This window comes from Streptomyces sp. RLB3-17 (assembly GCF_007113425.2).
Taxonomy (GTDB): domain Bacteria; phylum Actinomycetota; class Actinomycetes; order Streptomycetales; family Streptomycetaceae; genus Streptomyces; species Streptomyces mirabilis_D.
Window position 1 is genome coordinate 7,325,000 of sequence record NZ_CP041610.2, and the last position, 18,292, is coordinate 7,343,291.

The following is an 18,292-nucleotide window of genomic DNA, read 5'->3' on the forward strand; positions in this document are numbered from 1 at the left end:
GGTCCGCCCGTCAGTTCCCGAGCATTCCGGTCCACAGATCGGGGAAGTCCGGCAGGGTCTTCGCCGTCGTCGCCACGTTCTCGATCTGTACGCCCTCCACCGCCAGCCCGATGATCGCGCCGGCGGTCGCCATGCGGTGGTCGTCGTAGGTGTGGAAGATGCCGCCGTGCAGTCGGCGCGGGCGGATGTGCAGGCCGTCGGCGGTCTCGGTGACGTCACCGCCGAGTTCGTTGATCTCCTTGGTGAGCGCGGCCAGCCGGTCCGTCTCGTGCAGGCGCAGATGGGCCACGCCCCGCAGGGTGGACGGGGAGTCGGCGAGGGCCGCGACCGCCGCGATGCCCGGGGTCAGCTCGCCGACCTCGCTCAGGTCCACGTCGATGCCGTGGATCGCACCCGAACCGGTGAACTCCAGACCGCTGTCGTTCAGTTCGCAGGAACCGCCCATCTCGGTGAAGATCTCCCGCAGCCGGTCACCGGGCTGGGTGGTGTGCGCGGGCCAGTCGGGGACGACGACCGTGCCGCCGGTCACCAGGGCCGCCGCCAGGAACGGCTGGGCGTTCGACAGGTCCGGCTCGATGATCAGGTCGCGGCCGAGCAGCGCGCCGGGCGTGACCCGCCAGACGTTGGGCTCGCCGCCCGACTCCGGGGTGTCCACCTGCGCGCCGACCGCGCGCAGCATGTCGACCGTCATCCGGATGTGCGGCATCGAGGGCAGCGTCGAGCCGATGTGGCGGACCTCCACCCCCTGGTTGAAGCGGGGGCCGGACAGGAGAAGGGCGCTCACGAACTGGGACGACGAGGACGCGTCGATCTCCACCGGGCCGCCGTCCAGGGCGCCGCCGCCGTGCACGGTCAGCGGCAGCGCGCCGCGGCCGTCGTCGTCGATGCGGGCGCCGAGCAGACGCAGCGCGTCGATCACACCGTTCAGCGGGCGCTCGTACGACCGGGGGTCGCCGTCGAAGCGGATGGGGCCGTCCGCGAGGGCGGCGACCGGGGGCAGGAAGCGCATCACGGTGCCGGCGTTGCCGACATCGACCGTGGCCGGACCCTGGAGACCCGAGGGGATGACCCGCCAGGCCTCGCCGGAGGCGTCCGGGCCGGCGGCGACCGTGGAGCTGGACGCCACCGTTTCCTCGATGCCGACGCCCATCGCGCGCAGCGCGCCCGCCATCAGCAGCGTGTCCCGGGAGCGCAGCGGGCGGCGCAGCCAGCCCGGCTCCGAGGCGAGCGCGGCGAGGACCAGGGCGCGGTTGGTGACCGACTTGGACCCCGGCACGTGGACCGTCGCGTCGACGGCTCCGCTCGCGTGCGGGGCGGGCCAGAGGGCGGTGTGGGCGGGGTTCGCGGTCATGCGCCCACTTTAGTGGGTGGGGGTGGGGGTAGATCTTGATCAAAAGTGACGCAATGTGAGCGAAAGTTTCAGGGGTACCTCAACGCCCCAGCAGCCAGCGGCCGCCGCCCAGCAGAGAGCACAGGGACACCGCGTGGAACAGGAACAGCCACAGCCCCGCCGGGACGTGGGTGAGGCGGGAGAGCTGGTCGGCGTCGGAGTCGCCGGCGCCGCCCCGGCTGCACTTGGCCTGGAGCTCGAAGGCCGGACGGACGCCGCCGAGCAGCAGGAACCACACCACGGCGTACGCGAACGCCGCCTGCACCTGGGGTCCGGCGAGCCAGGACACCACCAGGAACGTGCCGCCGGTGAGGACCACCGTGAGCGCGCCGTAGGCGTTGCGGATCATCACCAGCATCGCGACGAGCAGGGCTGTGGCCAGCCACAGCAGCAGGGTGATGCGGCCCAGGCCCAGCAGCGCGGCGCCGCCGAGGCCGAGCAGCGGGGGAGCGGTGTAGCCGGCCGACGCGGTGAGGATCATGCCGAGGCCGGTGGGCTTGCCGCGACTGACGGTGAGGCCGCTGGTGTCGGAGTGCAGCCGGATACCACTGAGGCTCCGCCCGGTCAGCAGCGCCACCAGCCCGTGGCCGCCCTCGTGCGCGATGGTGATGGCGTTGCGGGAGACACGCCAGACGCCGTGCGGGACGATCACCGCGAGAGCGGCGACCATGGTGGCTATCACCACCCACAGGTCGGGGTCCGGCTGGGTGCCGGAGACCTGGTCCCAGAGCGAGGCCAGCGAGGTGGCTGCGGTGCTGTCCATTGTCTGCGGTGGCTCCCTCTGGTGTCGCGGAATCTGGCAGTGTGGCACGTATGTGCGGACGGTATGCAGCGAGTCGTAGGCCCGAGGATCTCGCAGGAATCTTTGAGGTCGAGAAGTGGGAGCCCGAGGAGACCTTGGACCCCGACTACAACGTGGCTCCGACCAAGGACGTCTATGCCGTCCTCGACCGCCCCCTTAAGGACGCCCAGAGCCCGAAGCCGGTTCGCCAGCTGCGCAGACTCAAGTGGGGGCTCGTCCCGTCCTGGGCCAAGACGCCCGAGGGCGGCGCCCGGATGATCAACGCCCGCGCGGAGACCGTGCACGAGAAGCCCTCGTACCGCCGTGCCTTCGCCGCCCGGCGCTGCATCGTCCCCGCCGACGGCTACTACGAGTGGGTCACCGGGTCCGGCGAGCGCGATCTCGAGGTCGAGGGCAAGAAGAAGCGGCCGCGCAAGCAGCCGTACTTCGTGCTGCCCGCGGACGGCTCGGTCTTCGCGATGGCGGGGCTGTACGAGTTCTGGCGCGACCGGACGCTCCCCGACGACCACCCCCGGGCCTGGTGGGTGACGTGCTCGGTGATCACGACCGAGGCGGAGACCTCGCCGCTCGCGGTCGCGCCCGCCGAGGGGCCGTACGCCCTCGCCGACATCCACCCCCGGATGCCCCTGATGCTCACCCCGGACCGCTGGGACGCCTGGCTCGACCCGGCCCGTACGGATGTCGACGGCCTGCGCGAGCTGCTCGCGCCGCCGCCCGCCGGGCTGATGCGCGCCTATCCCGTCTCCACGGCCGTCAGCAACGTCCGCAACAACGGGCCGGAGCTGCTGAAGGAGCTGGAAGGCCCCGAAGAGGGCACACTCTTCTGACGTGACGGAGGTCATGGAAGCCTTCTGTGACAGAGACGCACGGAAGCCTTCCGTGACACAGACCATGGAAGCCTTCCGTGACAGAGACCATGGAAGTCCGACGTGACGGAGATCATGGACGCGATCGAGACGGTCGAGACGGACGCCGGTCCAGCCCGCGTCACGTGGCACCGGGCCAAGAAGCCACGCCTCGTGCTCGCTGTGAGTCACGGCGCGGGCGGCGGTATCGAGGCGCGCGATCTCCAGGCGCTGGCCGCGGTGCTGCCCGGGCACGGCGTGAGCGTCGCGCTCGTCGAGCAGCCCTGGCGGGTGGCCGGAAAGAAGGTGGCGCCCGCGCCCAAGACCCTGGACGTGGGATGGCGGGGCCTGTGGCCCACGGTCGCGAAGCCCGGACTGCCGGTGGTCGCGGGCGGACGCAGCGCCGGAGCCCGCGTCGCCTGCCGTACGGCGACGGAACTCGGCGCCACCGCCGTCCTCGCCCTCAGTTTCCCGCTGCATCCGCCCGGCAGGCCCGAGAAGTCCCGCGCCGAAGAACTCCTCGGCGCCGGGGTGCCCACCCTCGTCGTCCAGGGCGGCAACGACCCGTTCGGCAAGCCCGCGGAGTTCCCGAACGGCTCGCACGAGCTGATCGAGGTGCCGTACGGCGATCATGGATTCGCCGTCCCGAAACGGGCACCGATCGACCAGGATGCGGCCCTGGGGATCATCACCGAGGGCGTCGTGAGGTGGATCGCGTCACTCGGGTGACGCACGGGAATGTCGGGCGGTGGACCACTGTTGTGTCGAGCAGACAGCACGGAGCGTGCTGAACCGTTCGAACGAGAGGAAGTCCGCCGCATGGGTTCGACCATCTGCCCGAACCGCAGCAGTAGCCCTGAGCTGGACTGGACGGTGCTGCACGCGGCGAAGACCGCCCCCGTTCGAGCGGCGGCGGGTGTGGATGTTCGTCTATCCTCCGATTCGAGTGGGACCGGTTTCGGTCCTGCCACGTCGCTGGAGGAGGTGGGTCCGGTCACTGGGACCGACGCAGGGACCGATCACGGCCAGGCGGAGCAGCCCGAGGGCCAGGGCACGAGCACGGAGTCGTCCGCCGAGCGCACCGCGCGCTTCGAGCGGGACGCGCTCGAATTCCTCGACCAGATGTACTCGGCCGCCCTGCGCATGACGCGCAACCCGGCCGACGCCGAGGACCTGGTGCAGGAGACGTACGCGAAGGCGTACGCGTCCTTCCACCAGTTCCGCGAGGGCACCAACCTCAAGGCTTGGCTGTATCGCATTCTCACCAACACCTTCATCAACTCGTACCGCAAGAAGCAGCGCGAACCCCAGCGCAGTGCGGCCGAGGAGATCGAGGACTGGCAGCTCGCGCGTGCCGAGTCGCACATGTCGACCGGTCTGCGCTCCGCGGAGTCGCAGGCGCTCGACCACCTGCCCGACTCGGACGTCAAGGCTGCGCTGCAGGCGATCCCCGAGGAATTCCGCATCGCGGTCTATCTCGCTGATGTAGAAGGCTTTGCGTACAAGGAGATCGCGGACATCATGGGGACACCCATCGGTACGGTGATGTCCCGGCTGCACCGGGGCCGTCGCCAACTGCGCGGCATGCTCGAGGACTACGCCCGTGACCGCGGGCTGGTCCCGGCCGGCGCCGGAGAGTCGAACGAAGCGAAAGGCTCGGGCTCATGAGCTGCGGAGAGCCGCACGAGACGGATTGCAGTGAGGTACTCGACCACCTGTACGAGTTCCTCGACCATGAGATGCCGGACTCGGACTGCACCAAGTTCGAGGTGCACTTCGAGGAGTGCTCCCCGTGTCTCGAGAAGTACGGACTCGAGCAGGCCGTGAAGAAGCTGGTCAAGCGGTGCTGCGGCCAGGACGACGTGCCGACCGATCTGCGCGCCAAGGTCATGGGTCGCATCGACCTGATCCGGTCCGGTCAGACCGTGCCCGAGCACGACGTCACCGCGACGCCCCAGGAGTCCTGAACTCCCCGGGGAGATCGTCCGGTTATCACCCGAACGTGCTAATCCGCGGGCTCCGAGCCCGCGGATTCGGCCATTGCCGCCCCCGTACCGTTCCCACCGCCCTAGGCTCCGGATCCTGACCGGGACAGGGGACGTCCGGGGGAGGGAACGAGGCGATGGGGTCGATTCCGACGTGGGCCCGTGTCTACGTCGTCTGTGTCGTCCTGGCCGCCGTGGCCTGCCTGGCTCCGCTGCCCGTCGTTCACGCACCCTGGTGGATCGTCGCCGTCCTCGCCGCGCTGTACGCCGGCTGCGAGCGGATCCCCTTCCCGCACAGCCCCAAGGGTGCCGCCGCCCGCGTAGCCGAGCGAGGTGCCCCCAGAGGGCTGGGCACCTTCCTGCCCGTGCTGCTCGCCGGGGCCTTTCTGCTGCCGCCGTCGGCCGCCGCGCTCGTGGCGCTGCCGGGCGCGCTGCTCGCCCGTGTGGAGCAGCGGCCGCGGTGGCTGCGCCGGGTCTGGCGCGCGGCCCAGCTCGCCGTCGCGGTCTGGGCGGCGTCCCGGGTGCACTGGGCGCTGGGCGGCCGGGACGCGATCGCCCTGGCCCACTTCCCGTACGCGCTCGTGCCCGCCGGGGCCGCGGTGCTCACCTTCTGCCTGGTCCTGACCGCGCTCGACGGCGGAATCCTGGCGCTCGCCGAGCGGGTGCCGGTGCGGGGTGCCTGGCGCGGGCTCTTCTCGCGCTCCCTCGCCTCCGTCGCCGTGCACGGGCTCGCCGGCCTGATGATGGCGGTGCTGTGGCGCAGTCAGTACGGTCCCGTCGCCGCGTTGCTCGTGCTGCTGCCGATGTACGTGTCCTGCTGGGCGTTCGCCCAGTACCACCGGGAGCGGGCCGCCCACCAGGCCACCATCCGGGCCCTCGTGCAGGCCGTCGACATCAAGGACGGGTACACGCGCGGGCACAGTGAGCGGGTCGGGCAGGCGTCCATGATGATCGCCCGTGAGCTGGGCATGGACGACGAGCGCGTCGAAGTGCTGCGGTTCGCCGGGATCCTGCACGACGTGGGGAAGCTGGGCGTGCCCACGCGGCTCCTGCGCAAGGACGGGCCGCTGACGCCGGAGGAACGGCGGATCATCGAGCTGCATCCCGAGTACGGGCACGAGATGGTGCGCGGCATCGGCTTCCTCGGGGAGGCGCGCTCGGCGATCCTGCACCACCATGAGCGGATCGACGGCAGCGGGTATCCGTACGGGCTGGTGGGACGCCAGATCCCGGAGTTCGCGCGCGTGGTGGCGGTCGCCGACGCGTTCGACGCGATGACGTCGACCCGGTCCTACCGGCGGGCCCGGCCGGTGCCGGTGGCGCTGGAGGAACTGGAACGGTGTGCGGGGGCGCAGTTCGATCCGGGGATGGTACGGGCCCTGGTGCGAGCGCTGAACCGACACGGGTGGCATCCTGCGGTTACGGCAGGGGTTTACCCACCCACTCCGGCCGTTTCCAGTCGGACAGAGGGGAACCCGACAGACAAAGACCCGGCCCCGACGGGTGCCGACGAGTGTGGCGCGGGGCGGGACCCGGACGGTGTCGATCCTTCGGCGAGCGGCGTCGTCGGGCGGAGGCGTCCATGAGTGCCGGGTACGGGATCGGCGGGCGAGCCCCGTTCACCCTCACCCTCGTTCACGCGGTCGCCCTGCTCCTCGCCGTCGTCTCGCTGGCCGTCGTCCTCTGGCACGGTCTCGACGAACGAGGTGTCGCGCTCGCCTTCGGGATCCTCATCGCCGTGGGGGAGCTGACCCGCTGGAGCGGGGCCGAGGAGCGGGAGCCGGCGCCCCTCGCCGCCGCCGGAGCCCTCGCCTACGCGCTGCTCGGCGAGAACGCCGGACACCGCACCGATCACGGCGTCCTCGAGATCGTCGCCGTCGTCGTGGCCGCGGCCCTCATCGGCTGCGTACCGCACGTCGCCCGGGGCCGCGGGCCCACCGCGGACCACCTCACCCGGCGCGTCCTCACCGTCGGCTTCGCCGCCGTCTGCTTCCAACCCCTCTACAACCAGGGAAGGTTGATGGGCTGGGGCGGCCCCTCGTACGCCTTGCTGCTGGTCTCCCTGCTGGTGCTCACCGCGCTGTGCGACGCCGTGCTCGCGGCGGCGATGGCGCACGCCCGGACCCGCTGGCCCTTCGGACCGCTGCTGCGGGACGAGCTGCGGGCCACGCTCGGCATCGGGTCGGCGGTCTGCGCGACCGGGGCCGTGATGTCGCTCGCGGTGGCGGTCGTCGGGCTGTGGGCGCTGCCCGTGTTCTCGCTGCCCCTGCTGCTCACCCAGCTCTCCGTCCGGCGGTACGCCGCCGTGCGCGTCACCTATCGGCAGACGATCGCCTCACTCGCGCGGGCCACCGAGATCGCGGGGTACACCCCCACCGGGCACGCCCGGCGGGTCGCCGCGCTCAGCCGGGCCGTCGGCCGTGAGCTGGGTCTGTCCGAGCCCGATCTGACCGTCCTGGAGTACGCGGCGCTCATGCACGACATCGGACAGCTCAGCCTCGTCGACCCGGTGCCGGCCGGCGCCACCTCCGTGCTCTCCGCCGACGAGCAGCGGCGCATCGCCCTCCTCGGCGGCGCCGTCGTACGCCAGACCGGCGTGGACGCCGAGGTCGCCGTGGTCGTGGAGCGGCAGGCCGATCCGTACCGGGAACAGCCGGTCACGGCACGGATCGTGCGGGCCGTCAACGCGTATGAGGAGATGGCCAGGGAAGCAGGCCCGGGAGGGCCCCTCACCGCCCTGGAGAAGCTGCGCCTGGCCACCGCCCGCGACTATCAGCCCGAGGTGGTGGAGTCGCTGGCCAGGGTCCTGTTGCGGGGCACCCTTACCCTGCCCCAGGCTGGGTAACCCATGGGTAATGAGCGCCCGTCCAACGGTCCGTGGTTGGATGCGAGGAAGAGGGTGTTCGGGGGCACGGGCCGGCCCGGGGCCGCGCTGTCTTCAAGAAACTCTTCAAGGGACCGGCAGGCGGGAAACGCAAGGAACTGGCAGGCGGGAATCGTGAGGATCTTCGGCAAGGGACGGCACCGGCCCTCCGCCTCATGGCGGCAGGCCACCGATCGCGCGTTCACGCTGATCGGCGACGGCCGGTACGAGGACGCGGGAGCGCTGCTGACGCGCGCCGCGGACCTGGAGCCCTGGCTGTCGGAGTCCTGGTTCAACCTGGCCCTGCTGCACAAGTTCCGGCACGACTGGGAGCAGGCGCGGGCCGCGGGCCTCAGGGCCGTCGCTCTTCTCGACCGGGAGGCGGGCGCCCCCGACTGGTGGAACGTCGGGATCGCCGCCACCGCCCTGCAGGACTGGCCGCTGGCCCGCCGCGCCTGGCAGGCGTACGGGCTGCGGGTGCCCGGCGGGGCCGCCGTCTCCGGGGAACCGGTGGGCATGGACCTCGGCAGTGCGGCCGTACGGCTGTCGCCGGAGGGCGAGGCCGAGGTCGTGTGGGGGCGCAGGCTCGATCCGGCCCGGGTGGAGGTCCTGTCCATTCCGCTGCCGTCCTCGGGGCGGCGCTGGGGCGAGGTCGTTCTGCACGACGGTGTGCCGCACGGGGAGCGAACGACGGCCGCCGGGCACGCCTATCCCGTCTTCGACGAGATCGAGCTGTGGGCGCCCTCCCCGGTGCCCACCTGGGTGGTCCTCCTGGAGGCCGCCACCGAGGAGGACCGGGACGCCCTGGAGCAGCTCGCGGCGGACGCCGGCTTCGCCGCGGAGGACTGGTCCTCGTCCGTACGGCTGCTGTGCCGGATGTGTTCCGAGTCGCGGATGCCGTCCGACGAGGGCGACGGTGAGCATCTCGACCCGCACGACCACAGCGAGCCCGGGCATCCGGGGCCGCTCGGTCACCGCACCGACGGGCAGCTGTGGGTGCCGGAGCGGGAGTGCGGGGTGGCTGCGCCGGCTCCGCTGGTCAGGGGGCTGCTGGACGGGTGGGTCGCGGACAGTCCCGACTCCCGGGACTGGCGGGATCTCGAAGAGGTCTGCTGAGTGCCGCGGGTTCACCGCGGGCCGGTGGGGGCTTGTCGCGCCCACGCGGCGGAGCCGCAGATCAACACGGTCCCGCGCCTTCGCGGGGTGCCACCCCCGTACCCTGTATGAGCACCACACCCCTGGTTTCGAGGAAGGCGTACGTCGGTCATGGCGCAGCAGGACACCGAGCAGCAGCACTCTGGAGTGCTCCCCGTGGACGACGAGGGCTTCGTCAACGACACCGAGGACGGTGAGGAGCGCGAGGCGGCCTACCGTGAGCGCGGTACCTCGCGGCCGATCACGGTCGTCGGCAACCCGGTGCTGCACAAGGAGTGCAAGGACGTCACCGAGTTCGGGCCCGAGCTCGACCAGCTGGTCGCCGACATGTTCGCCAGCCAGCGCACCGCCGAGGGCGTGGGCCTGGCGGCCAACCAGATCGGCGTCGACCTGAAGGTCTTCGTCTACGACTGCCAGGACGACGAGGGCAAGCGGCACGTCGGTGTCGTCTGCAACCCCGTCCTCGTCGAGCTGCCCGCCGAGCAGCGCCGCCTCGACGACAGCAACGAGGGCTGCCTCTCGGTGCCGACCGCGTACGCGCCGCTGGCCCGCCCCGACTACGCGGAGGTCACCGGGCAGGACGAGAAGGGCAACCCGATCAAGGTGCGCGGCACCGGCTACTTCGCGCGCTGCCTCCAGCACGAGACCGACCACCTGTACGGCTACCTCTACATCGACCGGCTCTCCAAGCGCGAGCGCAAGGAAGCCCTGCGGCAGATGGCCGAGAACGAGCCCCGCTACCCGATCGTCGCGAACGACTGAGTCGCGGCAGGACGGTTGGGGCTCGCGCGCACACGCGGGTCGGCCCGAGCGGCGTCTGGTCAGGGGGAACTCCCTGACCAGGCGCCGTTCGTATGTGCGTCGCACGTTCGATCCCCTGTGCTCCTCAAGTGATCCATATTCAGTCACACAAGGGGAGATTCTCAGCACTGTGAGGTAGTGAGTGGAGTAAATCCGTTCCCAGAACGGTCAGTTGTGGTGCTGAATGGGAAGTGCGGGGATACGCAACGGCGCACGCCCGGCACAGCGGGAGGGGCGCAGCGTCAACTGGCGGCTGAGAGGGGTTTGTTCGTGCATGCATTCTCACACGGCACTTCATCGACACCGACCGTGGTCGCGGTTCCACCGGCGCTCTCTCTCCCGGTGATCGAGTCCGCGTTTCCCCGTCAACTGCACCCGTATTGGCCGAGGCTTCAGGAGAACACACGTTCGTGGCTGAGGGAAAAACGCCTCATGCCGGCGGACAAGGTCGACGAATATGCCGACGGCCTTTGCTATACGGACCTGATGGCGGGCTACTACATTGGCGCTCCCGACGAGGTCCTGCAGGCGATAGCGGACTACAGCGCGTGGTTCTTCGTCTGGGACGACCGCCACGACCGCGATGTCATCCACGCCAGGCCCGGCGCCTGGCGCAGGCTCAGGTTCCAGCTGCACGCGGCTCTGGACTCCCCCAGGGAGCACCTGCACCACCGGGATCCACTGGTCGCGGGGTTCGCGGACAGCATGGTGCGCCTGTACTCGTTCCTGACCAAGAAGTGGAACGCGCGCTTCGCCCGGCATTTCCACGCGGTGATCGAGGCGTACGACCGGGAATTCCGCAACCGTGTCAACGGCACCGTGCCCACGGTCGAGGAGTATCTGGAACTGCGGCGGCTCACCTTCGCGCACTGGATCTGGACCGACCTGCTGGAGCCGAGCGCGGGCTGTGAACTTCCCACCGCCGTGCGGAACCATTTCGCATATCGGCGGGCGGCGCTGCTGAGCCAGGAATTCGCCGCCTGGTACAACGATCTCTGCTCGCTCCCGAAAGAAATCGCGGGCGACGAGGTCCACAATCTCGGAATCAGCCTCATTCATCACGAGGGGCTGACACTCGAAGAAGCGGTCCAGGACACCCGGCGGCGGATCGAGGAATGCATCACCGAATTCCTCGACGCGGAAAACGACCTCAACCGGTTCGCCGACACCCTCGCGGACGGCACCGTGCACGGCAAGGAATTGAGTCTCGCCGTGAAAGCGTGCCTCGGCAACATGAGGAACTGGTTCAGCTCCGTGTACTGGTTCCACCACGAGTCCGGCCGGTACACCGTCGACAGCTGGGACGACCGCTCCACACCCCCGTACGTCAACAACGAAGCGGCAGGTGAGTCATGACCGTCGAGTCCGTGAAGCCCGCGCAACCCGCGGCACCACAGTTGCCCGTCCCGCCCCTGGCCGGGGGCGGCGTACCCGTCCTGGGCCACGGCTGGAAACTGGTCCGCGACCCGCTGGGCTTCCTCGTCCGGCTCCGCGACCACGGCGACGTCGTACGGCTCAAGCTGGGCCCCAAGACGGTGTACGCGCTCACCTCGCCGGCCCTCACCGGAGCGATGGCGCTCAGCACCGACTTCAAGATCGACGGACCCCTCTGGGAGTCCCTGGAAGGCCTGCTCGGCAAGGAGGGCGTCGCCACCGCGAACGGGCCGAGGCACCGTCGCCAACGCCGCACCATCCAGCCCGCGTTCCGGCTCGACGTCATCCCCGAGTACGGACCGATCATGGAGGAGGAGGCGCGTGCGCTCGCCGAGCGCATGGGGTCGGGCGAGCCCGTCGACTGCACCTCCGAGTCGTTCCGTGTCGCCGTGCGCATCGCGGCCCGCTGTCTGCTGCGCGGCGAGTTCATGGACGAGCGCGCCGAGCGGCTGAGCGTCGCGCTCGCCACCGTGTTCCGCGGCATGTACCGGCGCATGGTGATCCCGGCGGGCCCGCTCTATCGGCTGCCGCTTCCGGCCAACCGCAAATTCGACCGCGCATTGGCCGATTTGCATCTCCTCGTCGACGAGATCGTCGCCGAGCGCCGCGCATCCGGTCAAAAGCCGGACGATTTGCTGACGGCATTGCTGGAAGCGAAGGACGAGAACGGCGAGCCGATCGGCGAACAGGAGATCCACGACCAAGTCGTAGCGATACTCACGCCCGGCAGCGAAACCGTGGCGTCCACGATCATGTGGCTGCTGCAAGTCCTCACCGAACACCCGGAACACGCCGCGCGGGTGGCCGAGGAGGTCAAATCCGTCGTCGGGGACCGACCCGTCGCATTCGACGACGTCCGGAAGCTGTCGTACACCAACAATGTCGTGACTCTGTTGGTGATCTTCAGGAGTCATCCGGCGGCTGCGGTGCAGAGGGTGTGGAATCGGCTTGATCGTGTGCGTCCACGGGGTGTTTCGGCGATCCAGTCGGCGGTGCGGGTGAGGTTGCAGGCTATGGCGGTGAGTACGTGCTGGACGTGCGTCTTGGCGAGCCCTCGATAGCGGGTGCGGCGTAGGCCGTTGCTCCGGACGGTCTGGGAGAGCGTCGCCTCGATGCCGGCGCGGATGGCATAGCGTCGTTGCCATTGCTCGGTCTGCTGGTCGAGGCGGTTTTGGACCTGGATCTCGTGCAGCGGCCGTGGGAGCAGGGCGATCGAGCGGGGCCTGGTGGCCGAGGCGGTGCACGGGTGGCGGTCCGGGCAGGCCAGGCAGTCGGCCTTGGCGAAGCGGAACTGGAGGTATTCGTGGCCCTTGATGCGGAGCGTCCTCGCCGGGGTGCTGGTCTTTCCGCGGGGGCACGTTGCCTGCCGTAGATCCCAGTCGATCGTGAAGGCGGACTTTCCGAAGCCCTCGCCGCTCTTGGCCTGCTGGCTGTGGTCGGCGACGATCGGGCCGAGCAGCGTGATCCCATGGGTCTGCTGGGCGCGTTGGACGCGGGCCGGGGTGATGTAGGCGGCATCGACCACGTGCTCGGCCGGGACCAGGGCGGCCTGGGCCAGGTCGTCGTGGATCTGCTCGGTGAGCTGGCCGTCCTGGACCGGGGCGATCGTGGTGGCCACGTGCACCACGATCTCGGGCCGCTGTTCCTCGCAGGTCTCGGTGTAGTGCACGCGGTAGCCGCTCCACTCGGTGCCGTTCTTGGTGCAGTAGTGCGCGTCGGTGTCGTAGGGGGAATCGAAGCGCAGGCTCGCCGGTGGCAGCGCGTGCCCGTCGCGCCAGCGGAGCTGTCCTTGTTCGTCCCAGTAGTAGTGGTGAACCCACACCTGCCGCAGAACCTCCACCTGGGGCAGAGTTCGCAGCCGGCCCGGTGCGTCGGGGGACCACAGGGCGGCCAGCACCTTCTGCCCGTCCCGTCCGAAAGTCTCCGCCCGCGCGATCACGGCCTCCGGTCCACCGGGCACCTTCCTGATCTCGATCTTCCGCCCGTACCGCTTGTCCCACTCGGGTTCGATCAGTGGCTGCAGCCACTCCGGCGCGATCTCAGCCAGTCCCTCAAGGGCGGCCCGCAGACTCTCCCCGGCCAGCTCCAGGCGGCTGAGCCGTCGCACGGCGGCCAGGACATACGTCGCATCGGTACGCTGCCGCCCGCCAGCCCTCAGCAATCCCGCCTCGGTCAACCGCTTGAGCATCACACGCAACATCCGGTCCGCCGCGTCGCCTTGCACCAGGCGGGCTCGGAAATCGCTCAGCAGCGAGTAGTCGAACCCGGTGTCCTCCAACTCCAGCCCCAGGGCGTACTTCCAGTCGATCCGAGTGCGCACCGCCTGAGCAGCCGCCCGGTCCGACAGGTCCTCGGCGAACTGGAGCACCGACACCAGCGCGAGCTGCCCCGGCGAGAACCCCGGCCGCCCATCAGCGGGATAGAGATCCACGAACTCCTCGTCCTCGAACAGCACATCGAGGCGATCCCGCACCAGCATCGCGGGGGTTCCCTTCGGGCACGCCGCCCACGCCGTGCGCACCGTCCGCGCCGGAATCCGCTGGTAGTCCCTCGGCTGCAACGACATCAGGCCCGCCCCGACCTCGGCACCACCCCGCTGCCTCCACTGAAGCACCGACCGAAGCGACTGTCAGCACTCGCCGAAGATCACCAACAGAGTCATGTCGTTGTCGAGTCGATGCGGCTGCGCCCTGCCGTATGGATTTTGACCCGGCGGGCGGTGACCGAAACCGAACTCGGCGGCTATCGGATACCGGCCGGTGCGGACATCGTCTACAGTCCGTTCGCCATCCAGCGTGATCCGCGCTCGTACGACGGGCATCTGGATTTCGACCCCGACCGCTGGCTTCCGGAACGCGCCAAGGACGTCCCGAAGCACGCCATGAGCCCCTTCAGTGTGGGCAACCGGAAGTGCCCGAGCGACCACTTCTCGATGGCGCAGCTCAGCCTGATCACGGCGACGGTGGCGTCCCGGTGGCGGTTCGAGCAGGTCTCCGGGTCCAATGACGCGACCCGCGTCGGCATCACCCTGCGTCCGTACCGGCTGCTGCTGAGGGCCCTGCCGCGGTGACCGCGCGGTGTCGTCCGCGGTGACCCCGTGTCCGTACCGGTGCGCGTTCAGGCAGCCCGCGGGCCCCTGAACGTGCGCCGGTACGCCTGCGGGGTCGTCCCCAGGCTCCGGACGAACTGGTGGCGCAGCGCGGCCGCGGTGCCGAAACCGGTGCGGCCCGCGATCGCGTCCATCGTCTCGTCCGACGCCTCCAGCAACTCCTGTGCCAGCAGCACCCTTTGGCGCAGGATCCAGCGGTACGGGGTGGTGCCGGTCTCCTGCTGGAAGCGGCGTGCGAAGGTCCGCGGTGACATGTGGGCGCGGGCCGCGAGCTGCTCGACGGTCACCTCCCGGTCGAGGTGGCGCTCCATCCACACCAGCACCTCGCCGACCGTGTCGCAGGTGGAGCGGGGCAGCGGGCGCTCGATGTACTGGGCCTGCCCGCCGTCCCGGTGCGGGGGCACCACCATGCGGCGGGCGATGGCGTTGGCGACCTCGGGGCCCTGTTCCTTGCGGACGATGTGCAGGCAGGCGTCGATTCCGGCGGCGGTGCCGGCCGAGGTGATCACCGGGTCCTCGTCCACGTACAGCACGTCCGGTTCGACGATCGCCTTCGGGTACTGCCGGGTGAGCTCCTCGGCGTGGTGCCAGTGCACGGCGCAGCGCCGCCCGTCGAGGAGCCCGGCCGCGCCGAGCACGAAGACTCCGGAGCAGACGCTGAGCACCCGGGCGCCGCGGTCCGTGGCGCGGTGCAGGGCGTCGAGCAGCTCGGTCGGATAGGACCGGGACACATAGGAGTTCCCGGCGGGCAGAGCGATGAGGTCGGCGCTCTCCAGTCGCTCCAGGCCGTGCTCCGTGGTCAGCGAGAACCCCGCGTGGGTGCTCAGGGTCGGGCCCTCGGCTGAGGCGACCGCGAAGTCGTAAGTGGGCAGGCCGTCGTCGCTGCGGTCGATGCCGAACACCTCGCAGACGACCCCGAGTTCGAAGGGGTGCACACCGTCGAGCAGGACCGCGGCCACGTTTTTCAGCATGCCCGCCAGTGTGCCTCGTCGGTGGCAGGAAATCGAGGGTGTACGGCAGTCCTGCCACTGACGCCGAAGGGTGAGCGGTACGACAGTGGTGTTCATGAAGATGCTCATCGACAACGCGGACACCACCGCCGGAATCCTGACCGTCCTCGCGCTCTTCGTGGTCGTGGCCCTGCCCGCGCTGATCGGCGCGGCCCACGAGCGGCGCATCGACCGTCAGCTAGGACTTCGTGACCAGCACCGTGACCGTCCACTCCTGAATGCCCTTGCACGACACCTTGCCCGGGGCGGTCGCGCAGAGCGGCCGGGACGAGGTGAGGTGGACGGTTCCCGCCGAGACCGCCTTGAAGGCGGAGCTCGCGTCGCCCGCCTGGAGGACGATGCCGCTGTTGGTGGCCTCTAGCCCGGTGCCGCTGACCTTGACGGGTGTCCAGGGCCGACTGGTGGTGCCGTCCAGGGTGAGGCGGAGTACGCCGCCGGCCGTGAGGCAGTACGTGTGGCCGGTGTCGGCGGCGCCGAGTTCCGCGGGAGCCGTGTCGCAGCTCGGGTGGCTCGTCGTGGGGGACGGCGACACGGAGCGGCTGCCGCCCGCGTCACCGCCGCCCTGTGTGCCGCAGCCCGCGAGGAGCAGTGTCAGGGCCGTGAGGGCGAGGATCCGATGGTGGGTCGTACGGCGCATGGGGTGGCACCTCCTTGTCGCTTGGACGTGCCACCCCCGCATCAGGATCCACACAGGGACACAGGGCCCTGGCCGCGACGCCGGCCAGGGCCCCACTGGTCAGCTGGTCGTGACGGCGGTGTCGTCGACGACGAAGCTGGTCTGGAGCGAGGAGTCCTCGACCCCGCTGAACTTCAGGGTGACCGTGGACCCGGCGAACGAGGACAGGTCGAAGGTCTTCTGGGCGTAGCCGGAGGCGGCGTTGAGGTTCGAGTACGTCGCCAGGGTGGTCGATCCGGCGGTGACCGTCAGCTTGTCGTACTGGCTGCTCGTGGTGGTCTCCGCGGTGTCGATGTGCAGGTAGAAGGTGAAGCTGGCCTTGCAGCCGGACGGGATCGTCACCGACTGGGAGAGCGTGTCGGTGTGCGTCGAGCCGTAGCCGTCCAGCCATGCCTTGTACGAACCGGCGTGCGCGGCCTCACTGCTGGAGTTGGTGATCACGCCACTGCTGGCACTCCAGGTGGTGTTGCCCGACTCGAAGCCCGGGTTGCCGAGCAGCTGCGCCGAGGTGCAGGTGCCGCCGCCGGAGGTGCTGACGGTCCAGGTGAAGGAGGCGGAGCCGGAGGCGCCCGTGCTGTCGGAGGCGGAGACGGTGACGCTGTACGTACCGGCCGTGCTCGCGGTGCCGGAGATCAGACCGGTGGAGCTGCTGATCGAAAGACCGGTCGGCAGACCGCTCGCGCTGTAGGTGAGGGTCGCGCCCGCGCTGTCGCTCGCCGAGATCTGCAGGCTGACCGAACCGCCGGTGGTGGTGGACTGGCTGCCCGGGTTGGTGACGGTCACCGTGTTGCCGGTGCTGGTGCCCGAGGCGAAGGCGGTGGTGCCGTTCGGGGTGCCCCAGCCGGTCGGGCCGTCGTAGCCGGTGGCCGCGGTGCAGAAGTACGAGGGCGAGCAGGAGCCGTTGTTGCCGCTGGTCACGTCGTACAGGTTCGAGGTGTGGGAGTACGGGTACTTCGCCGGGTAGTCGCTGGAGCCCGGGGTGCCCGCGAGGGCGTACACACCCGCGATGATCGGCGAGGAGGCACTCGTACCGCCGTAGACCGCCCAGCCGGAGCCGCCGTAGGTGTCGTAGACGGCCACGCCGGTGGCGGGGTCGGCGACCGCGGAGACGTCGGCCTCCATGCGCTTGGAGCAGCCGGTGTCGGTCTGCCAGGTCGGCTTCGCGTCGTAGGCGGAGCAGCCGGAGCCGGTGCCCTCGGTGCTGCTGGTCTTCCACACGGACTCGGTCCAGCCGCGGCTGTTGGAGCTGGTGGACAGCGCGGTGCCGCCGACGGCCGTCACGTACTGGGACGTGGCCGGGTACTCGGCACCGTAGGCGGAGTCACCGGAGGAGACGGTGATGGCGACGCCCGGGTGCTTGAAGTACGAGGTGTCCTCGCTGGTCTGCGAGGAGGACTCGGAGCCGCCCCAGCTGTTGGAGACGAACTTCGCGCCCAGCGCCACGGCCTCGTTCTCGGCGGTGCCGAGGTCGGAGTCGGTGGCCGAGTTGGCCTCGACGAGGACGATGTTGCAGTTCGGGCAGACCGCGCTGACCATGTCGATGTCGAGCGCTTCCTCACCCGCCCAGCCGGTGTCGTTGGTCGGCAGGGAGCTGGTCGAGCCGGTCTGGCTGACCTGCTTGAAGCAGCCGTTGGCCTTGGTGCAGGCCGACAGGCCGAACTGCGAACGGTAGGTCGCGAGGTCCGACTCCGCGTTGGGGTCGTTGTACGCGTCGACCACGGCGACGGTCAGGCCGGAGCCGCCGGTGGAGGGCAGGTTGTAGGCGCTGTGCAGGTTGGCCGGGCTCAGACCGGACACCGCGGCGGCGGCGTTCGGCGAGATCGCGGCGGCCAGCTTCTGCTTGATGTCGGTGCGGCGCTGCGCGAAACAGGCCGCGTGACCGGCCGTCGGGGCGCCGCACAGGTGCGTGGTCGGCACCTTCTGGCCCGCCTTGCCCGTGGAGTGCACGGCCTGCGCGGCCGGGGCGGTCAGGGCCTTCGCGTTCTGGGCAGTCCGGGAGGGCTTGGCGGTGGTCGGCGCCGGCTGCGCGTTCGCGGCCGGGGCCGCCATGAGTCCGGCGACCGTGAGGGCGAGGGCGGGCGCGGCGGCGGTCAGAAGTCTTCGCAGTCGCCGGGCGGGCCTGCTGGGGGGTGTCTCACGCATGGGTGCTGCCTCCATCGGTTTGAGGCGGGTGCCGTGCGGGCCGGGGTAGGGCCGCGCACGGCTCCACAGCCGGAAGTGGG

15 protein-coding genes and 2 pseudogenes are annotated in these 18,292 nt (G+C 70.2%); 11 read left to right on the forward strand and 6 right to left on the reverse strand.

What is annotated here, in order from left to right:
- Positions 1–10: 10 nt before the first annotated feature.
- The gene (aroA, locus tag FNV62_RS33235; protein WP_054228155.1) at positions 11–1,351 is read right to left on the reverse strand and encodes a 3-phosphoshikimate 1-carboxyvinyltransferase; all 1,341 of its coding nucleotides are present in this window, start codon (positions 1,349–1,351) and stop codon (positions 11–13) included.
- 79 nt (positions 1,352–1,430) lie between these two features.
- Positions 1,431–2,153 (reverse strand): M50 family metallopeptidase, encoded by a 723-nt coding sequence (locus tag FNV62_RS33240; RefSeq protein WP_144315724.1) that lies wholly within the window; start codon positions 2,151–2,153, stop codon positions 1,431–1,433.
- A gap of 50 nt (positions 2,154–2,203) precedes the next feature.
- Here FNV62_RS33240 and FNV62_RS33245 point away from each other — a divergent pair, with 50 nt between their 5' ends.
- The 10 genes from FNV62_RS33245 (at position 2,204) to FNV62_RS33290 (ending at position 12,336) form a co-directional block, all read left to right on the forward strand.
- Positions 2,204–3,019 carry an SOS response-associated peptidase gene (locus tag FNV62_RS33245; protein WP_060901332.1) on the forward strand — a complete coding sequence of 272 codons (816 nt, stop codon included), beginning with the start codon at positions 2,204–2,206 and terminating at the stop codon, positions 3,017–3,019.
- 114 nt (positions 3,020–3,133) lie between these two features.
- Positions 3,134–3,766 carry an alpha/beta family hydrolase gene (locus FNV62_RS33250; protein WP_143605637.1) on the forward strand — a complete coding sequence of 211 codons (633 nt, stop codon included), beginning with the start codon at positions 3,134–3,136 and terminating at the stop codon, positions 3,764–3,766.
- Positions 3,767–4,021: 255 nt separating this feature from the next.
- On the forward strand, positions 4,022–4,705 hold the full coding sequence (gene sigR / locus FNV62_RS33255; protein ID WP_054228152.1) for an RNA polymerase sigma factor SigR: 684 nt from the start codon (positions 4,022–4,024) through the stop codon (positions 4,703–4,705).
- Complete coding sequence (rsrA, locus tag FNV62_RS33260; RefSeq protein WP_054228151.1) at positions 4,702–5,004, forward strand: mycothiol system anti-sigma-R factor; 303 nt, start codon at positions 4,702–4,704, stop codon at positions 5,002–5,004. Before sigR ends, rsrA begins: the two co-directional genes overlap by 4 nt.
- Before the next feature lie 155 nt (positions 5,005–5,159).
- Positions 5,160–6,608, forward strand: a complete 1,449-nt coding sequence (locus tag FNV62_RS33265; RefSeq protein ID WP_143602849.1) for an HD-GYP domain-containing protein — start codon at positions 5,160–5,162, stop codon at positions 6,606–6,608.
- Positions 6,605–7,867 carry an HD-GYP domain-containing protein gene (locus tag FNV62_RS33270; protein WP_143602850.1) on the forward strand — a complete coding sequence of 421 codons (1,263 nt, stop codon included), beginning with the start codon at positions 6,605–6,607 and terminating at the stop codon, positions 7,865–7,867. The genes FNV62_RS33265 and FNV62_RS33270 overlap by 4 nt, the downstream gene beginning before the upstream one ends.
- 153 nt (positions 7,868–8,020) lie before the next feature.
- Entirely contained in the window at positions 8,021–9,001 is a 981-nt protein-coding gene (locus tag FNV62_RS33275; protein ID WP_060897921.1) for a tetratricopeptide repeat protein, read from the forward strand.
- Between the two features lie 150 nt (positions 9,002–9,151).
- Entirely contained in the window at positions 9,152–9,802 is a 651-nt protein-coding gene (gene def, locus FNV62_RS33280) for a peptide deformylase (protein ID WP_054228148.1), read from the forward strand.
- A 309-nt stretch (positions 9,803–10,111) separates the two neighbouring features.
- On the forward strand, positions 10,112–11,197 hold the full coding sequence (gene cyc1 / locus FNV62_RS33285) for an epi-isozizaene synthase (RefSeq protein WP_097289192.1): 1,086 nt from the start codon (positions 10,112–10,114) through the stop codon (positions 11,195–11,197).
- Positions 11,194–12,336 (forward strand): cytochrome P450, encoded by a 1,143-nt coding sequence (locus FNV62_RS33290; protein WP_225900458.1) that lies wholly within the window; start codon positions 11,194–11,196, stop codon positions 12,334–12,336. Before cyc1 ends, FNV62_RS33290 begins: the two co-directional genes overlap by 4 nt.
- Here FNV62_RS33290 and FNV62_RS33295 read toward each other — a convergent pair.
- Positions 12,318–13,841: pseudogene (locus tag FNV62_RS33295) on the reverse strand (IS1182 family transposase); the annotation flags it as partial. The gene FNV62_RS33290 and the pseudogene FNV62_RS33295 sit on opposite strands and share 19 nt — an antisense overlap.
- A gap of 90 nt (positions 13,842–13,931) precedes the next feature.
- On the opposite strand from FNV62_RS33295, the pseudogene FNV62_RS33300 reads away from it, so the two are divergent.
- Positions 13,932–14,345, forward strand: a pseudogene (locus FNV62_RS33300) (cytochrome P450); the annotation flags it as partial.
- A gap of 47 nt (positions 14,346–14,392) precedes the next feature.
- Here the strand turns inward: FNV62_RS33300 and FNV62_RS33305 are convergent.
- From FNV62_RS33305 to FNV62_RS33315, 3 genes are all read right to left on the reverse strand, one after another.
- On the reverse strand, positions 14,393–15,355 hold the full coding sequence (locus FNV62_RS33305) for a GlxA family transcriptional regulator (protein ID WP_054228277.1): 963 nt from the start codon (positions 15,353–15,355) through the stop codon (positions 14,393–14,395).
- A gap of 217 nt (positions 15,356–15,572) precedes the next feature.
- Positions 15,573–16,031 (reverse strand): hypothetical protein, encoded by a 459-nt coding sequence (locus tag FNV62_RS33310; protein WP_143602851.1) that lies wholly within the window; start codon positions 16,029–16,031, stop codon positions 15,573–15,575.
- A gap of 99 nt (positions 16,032–16,130) precedes the next feature.
- Positions 16,131–18,212, reverse strand: a complete 2,082-nt coding sequence (locus tag FNV62_RS33315; RefSeq protein ID WP_097289194.1) for a putative Ig domain-containing protein — start codon at positions 18,210–18,212, stop codon at positions 16,131–16,133.
- Between the last annotated feature and the right edge of the window lie 80 nt (positions 18,213–18,292).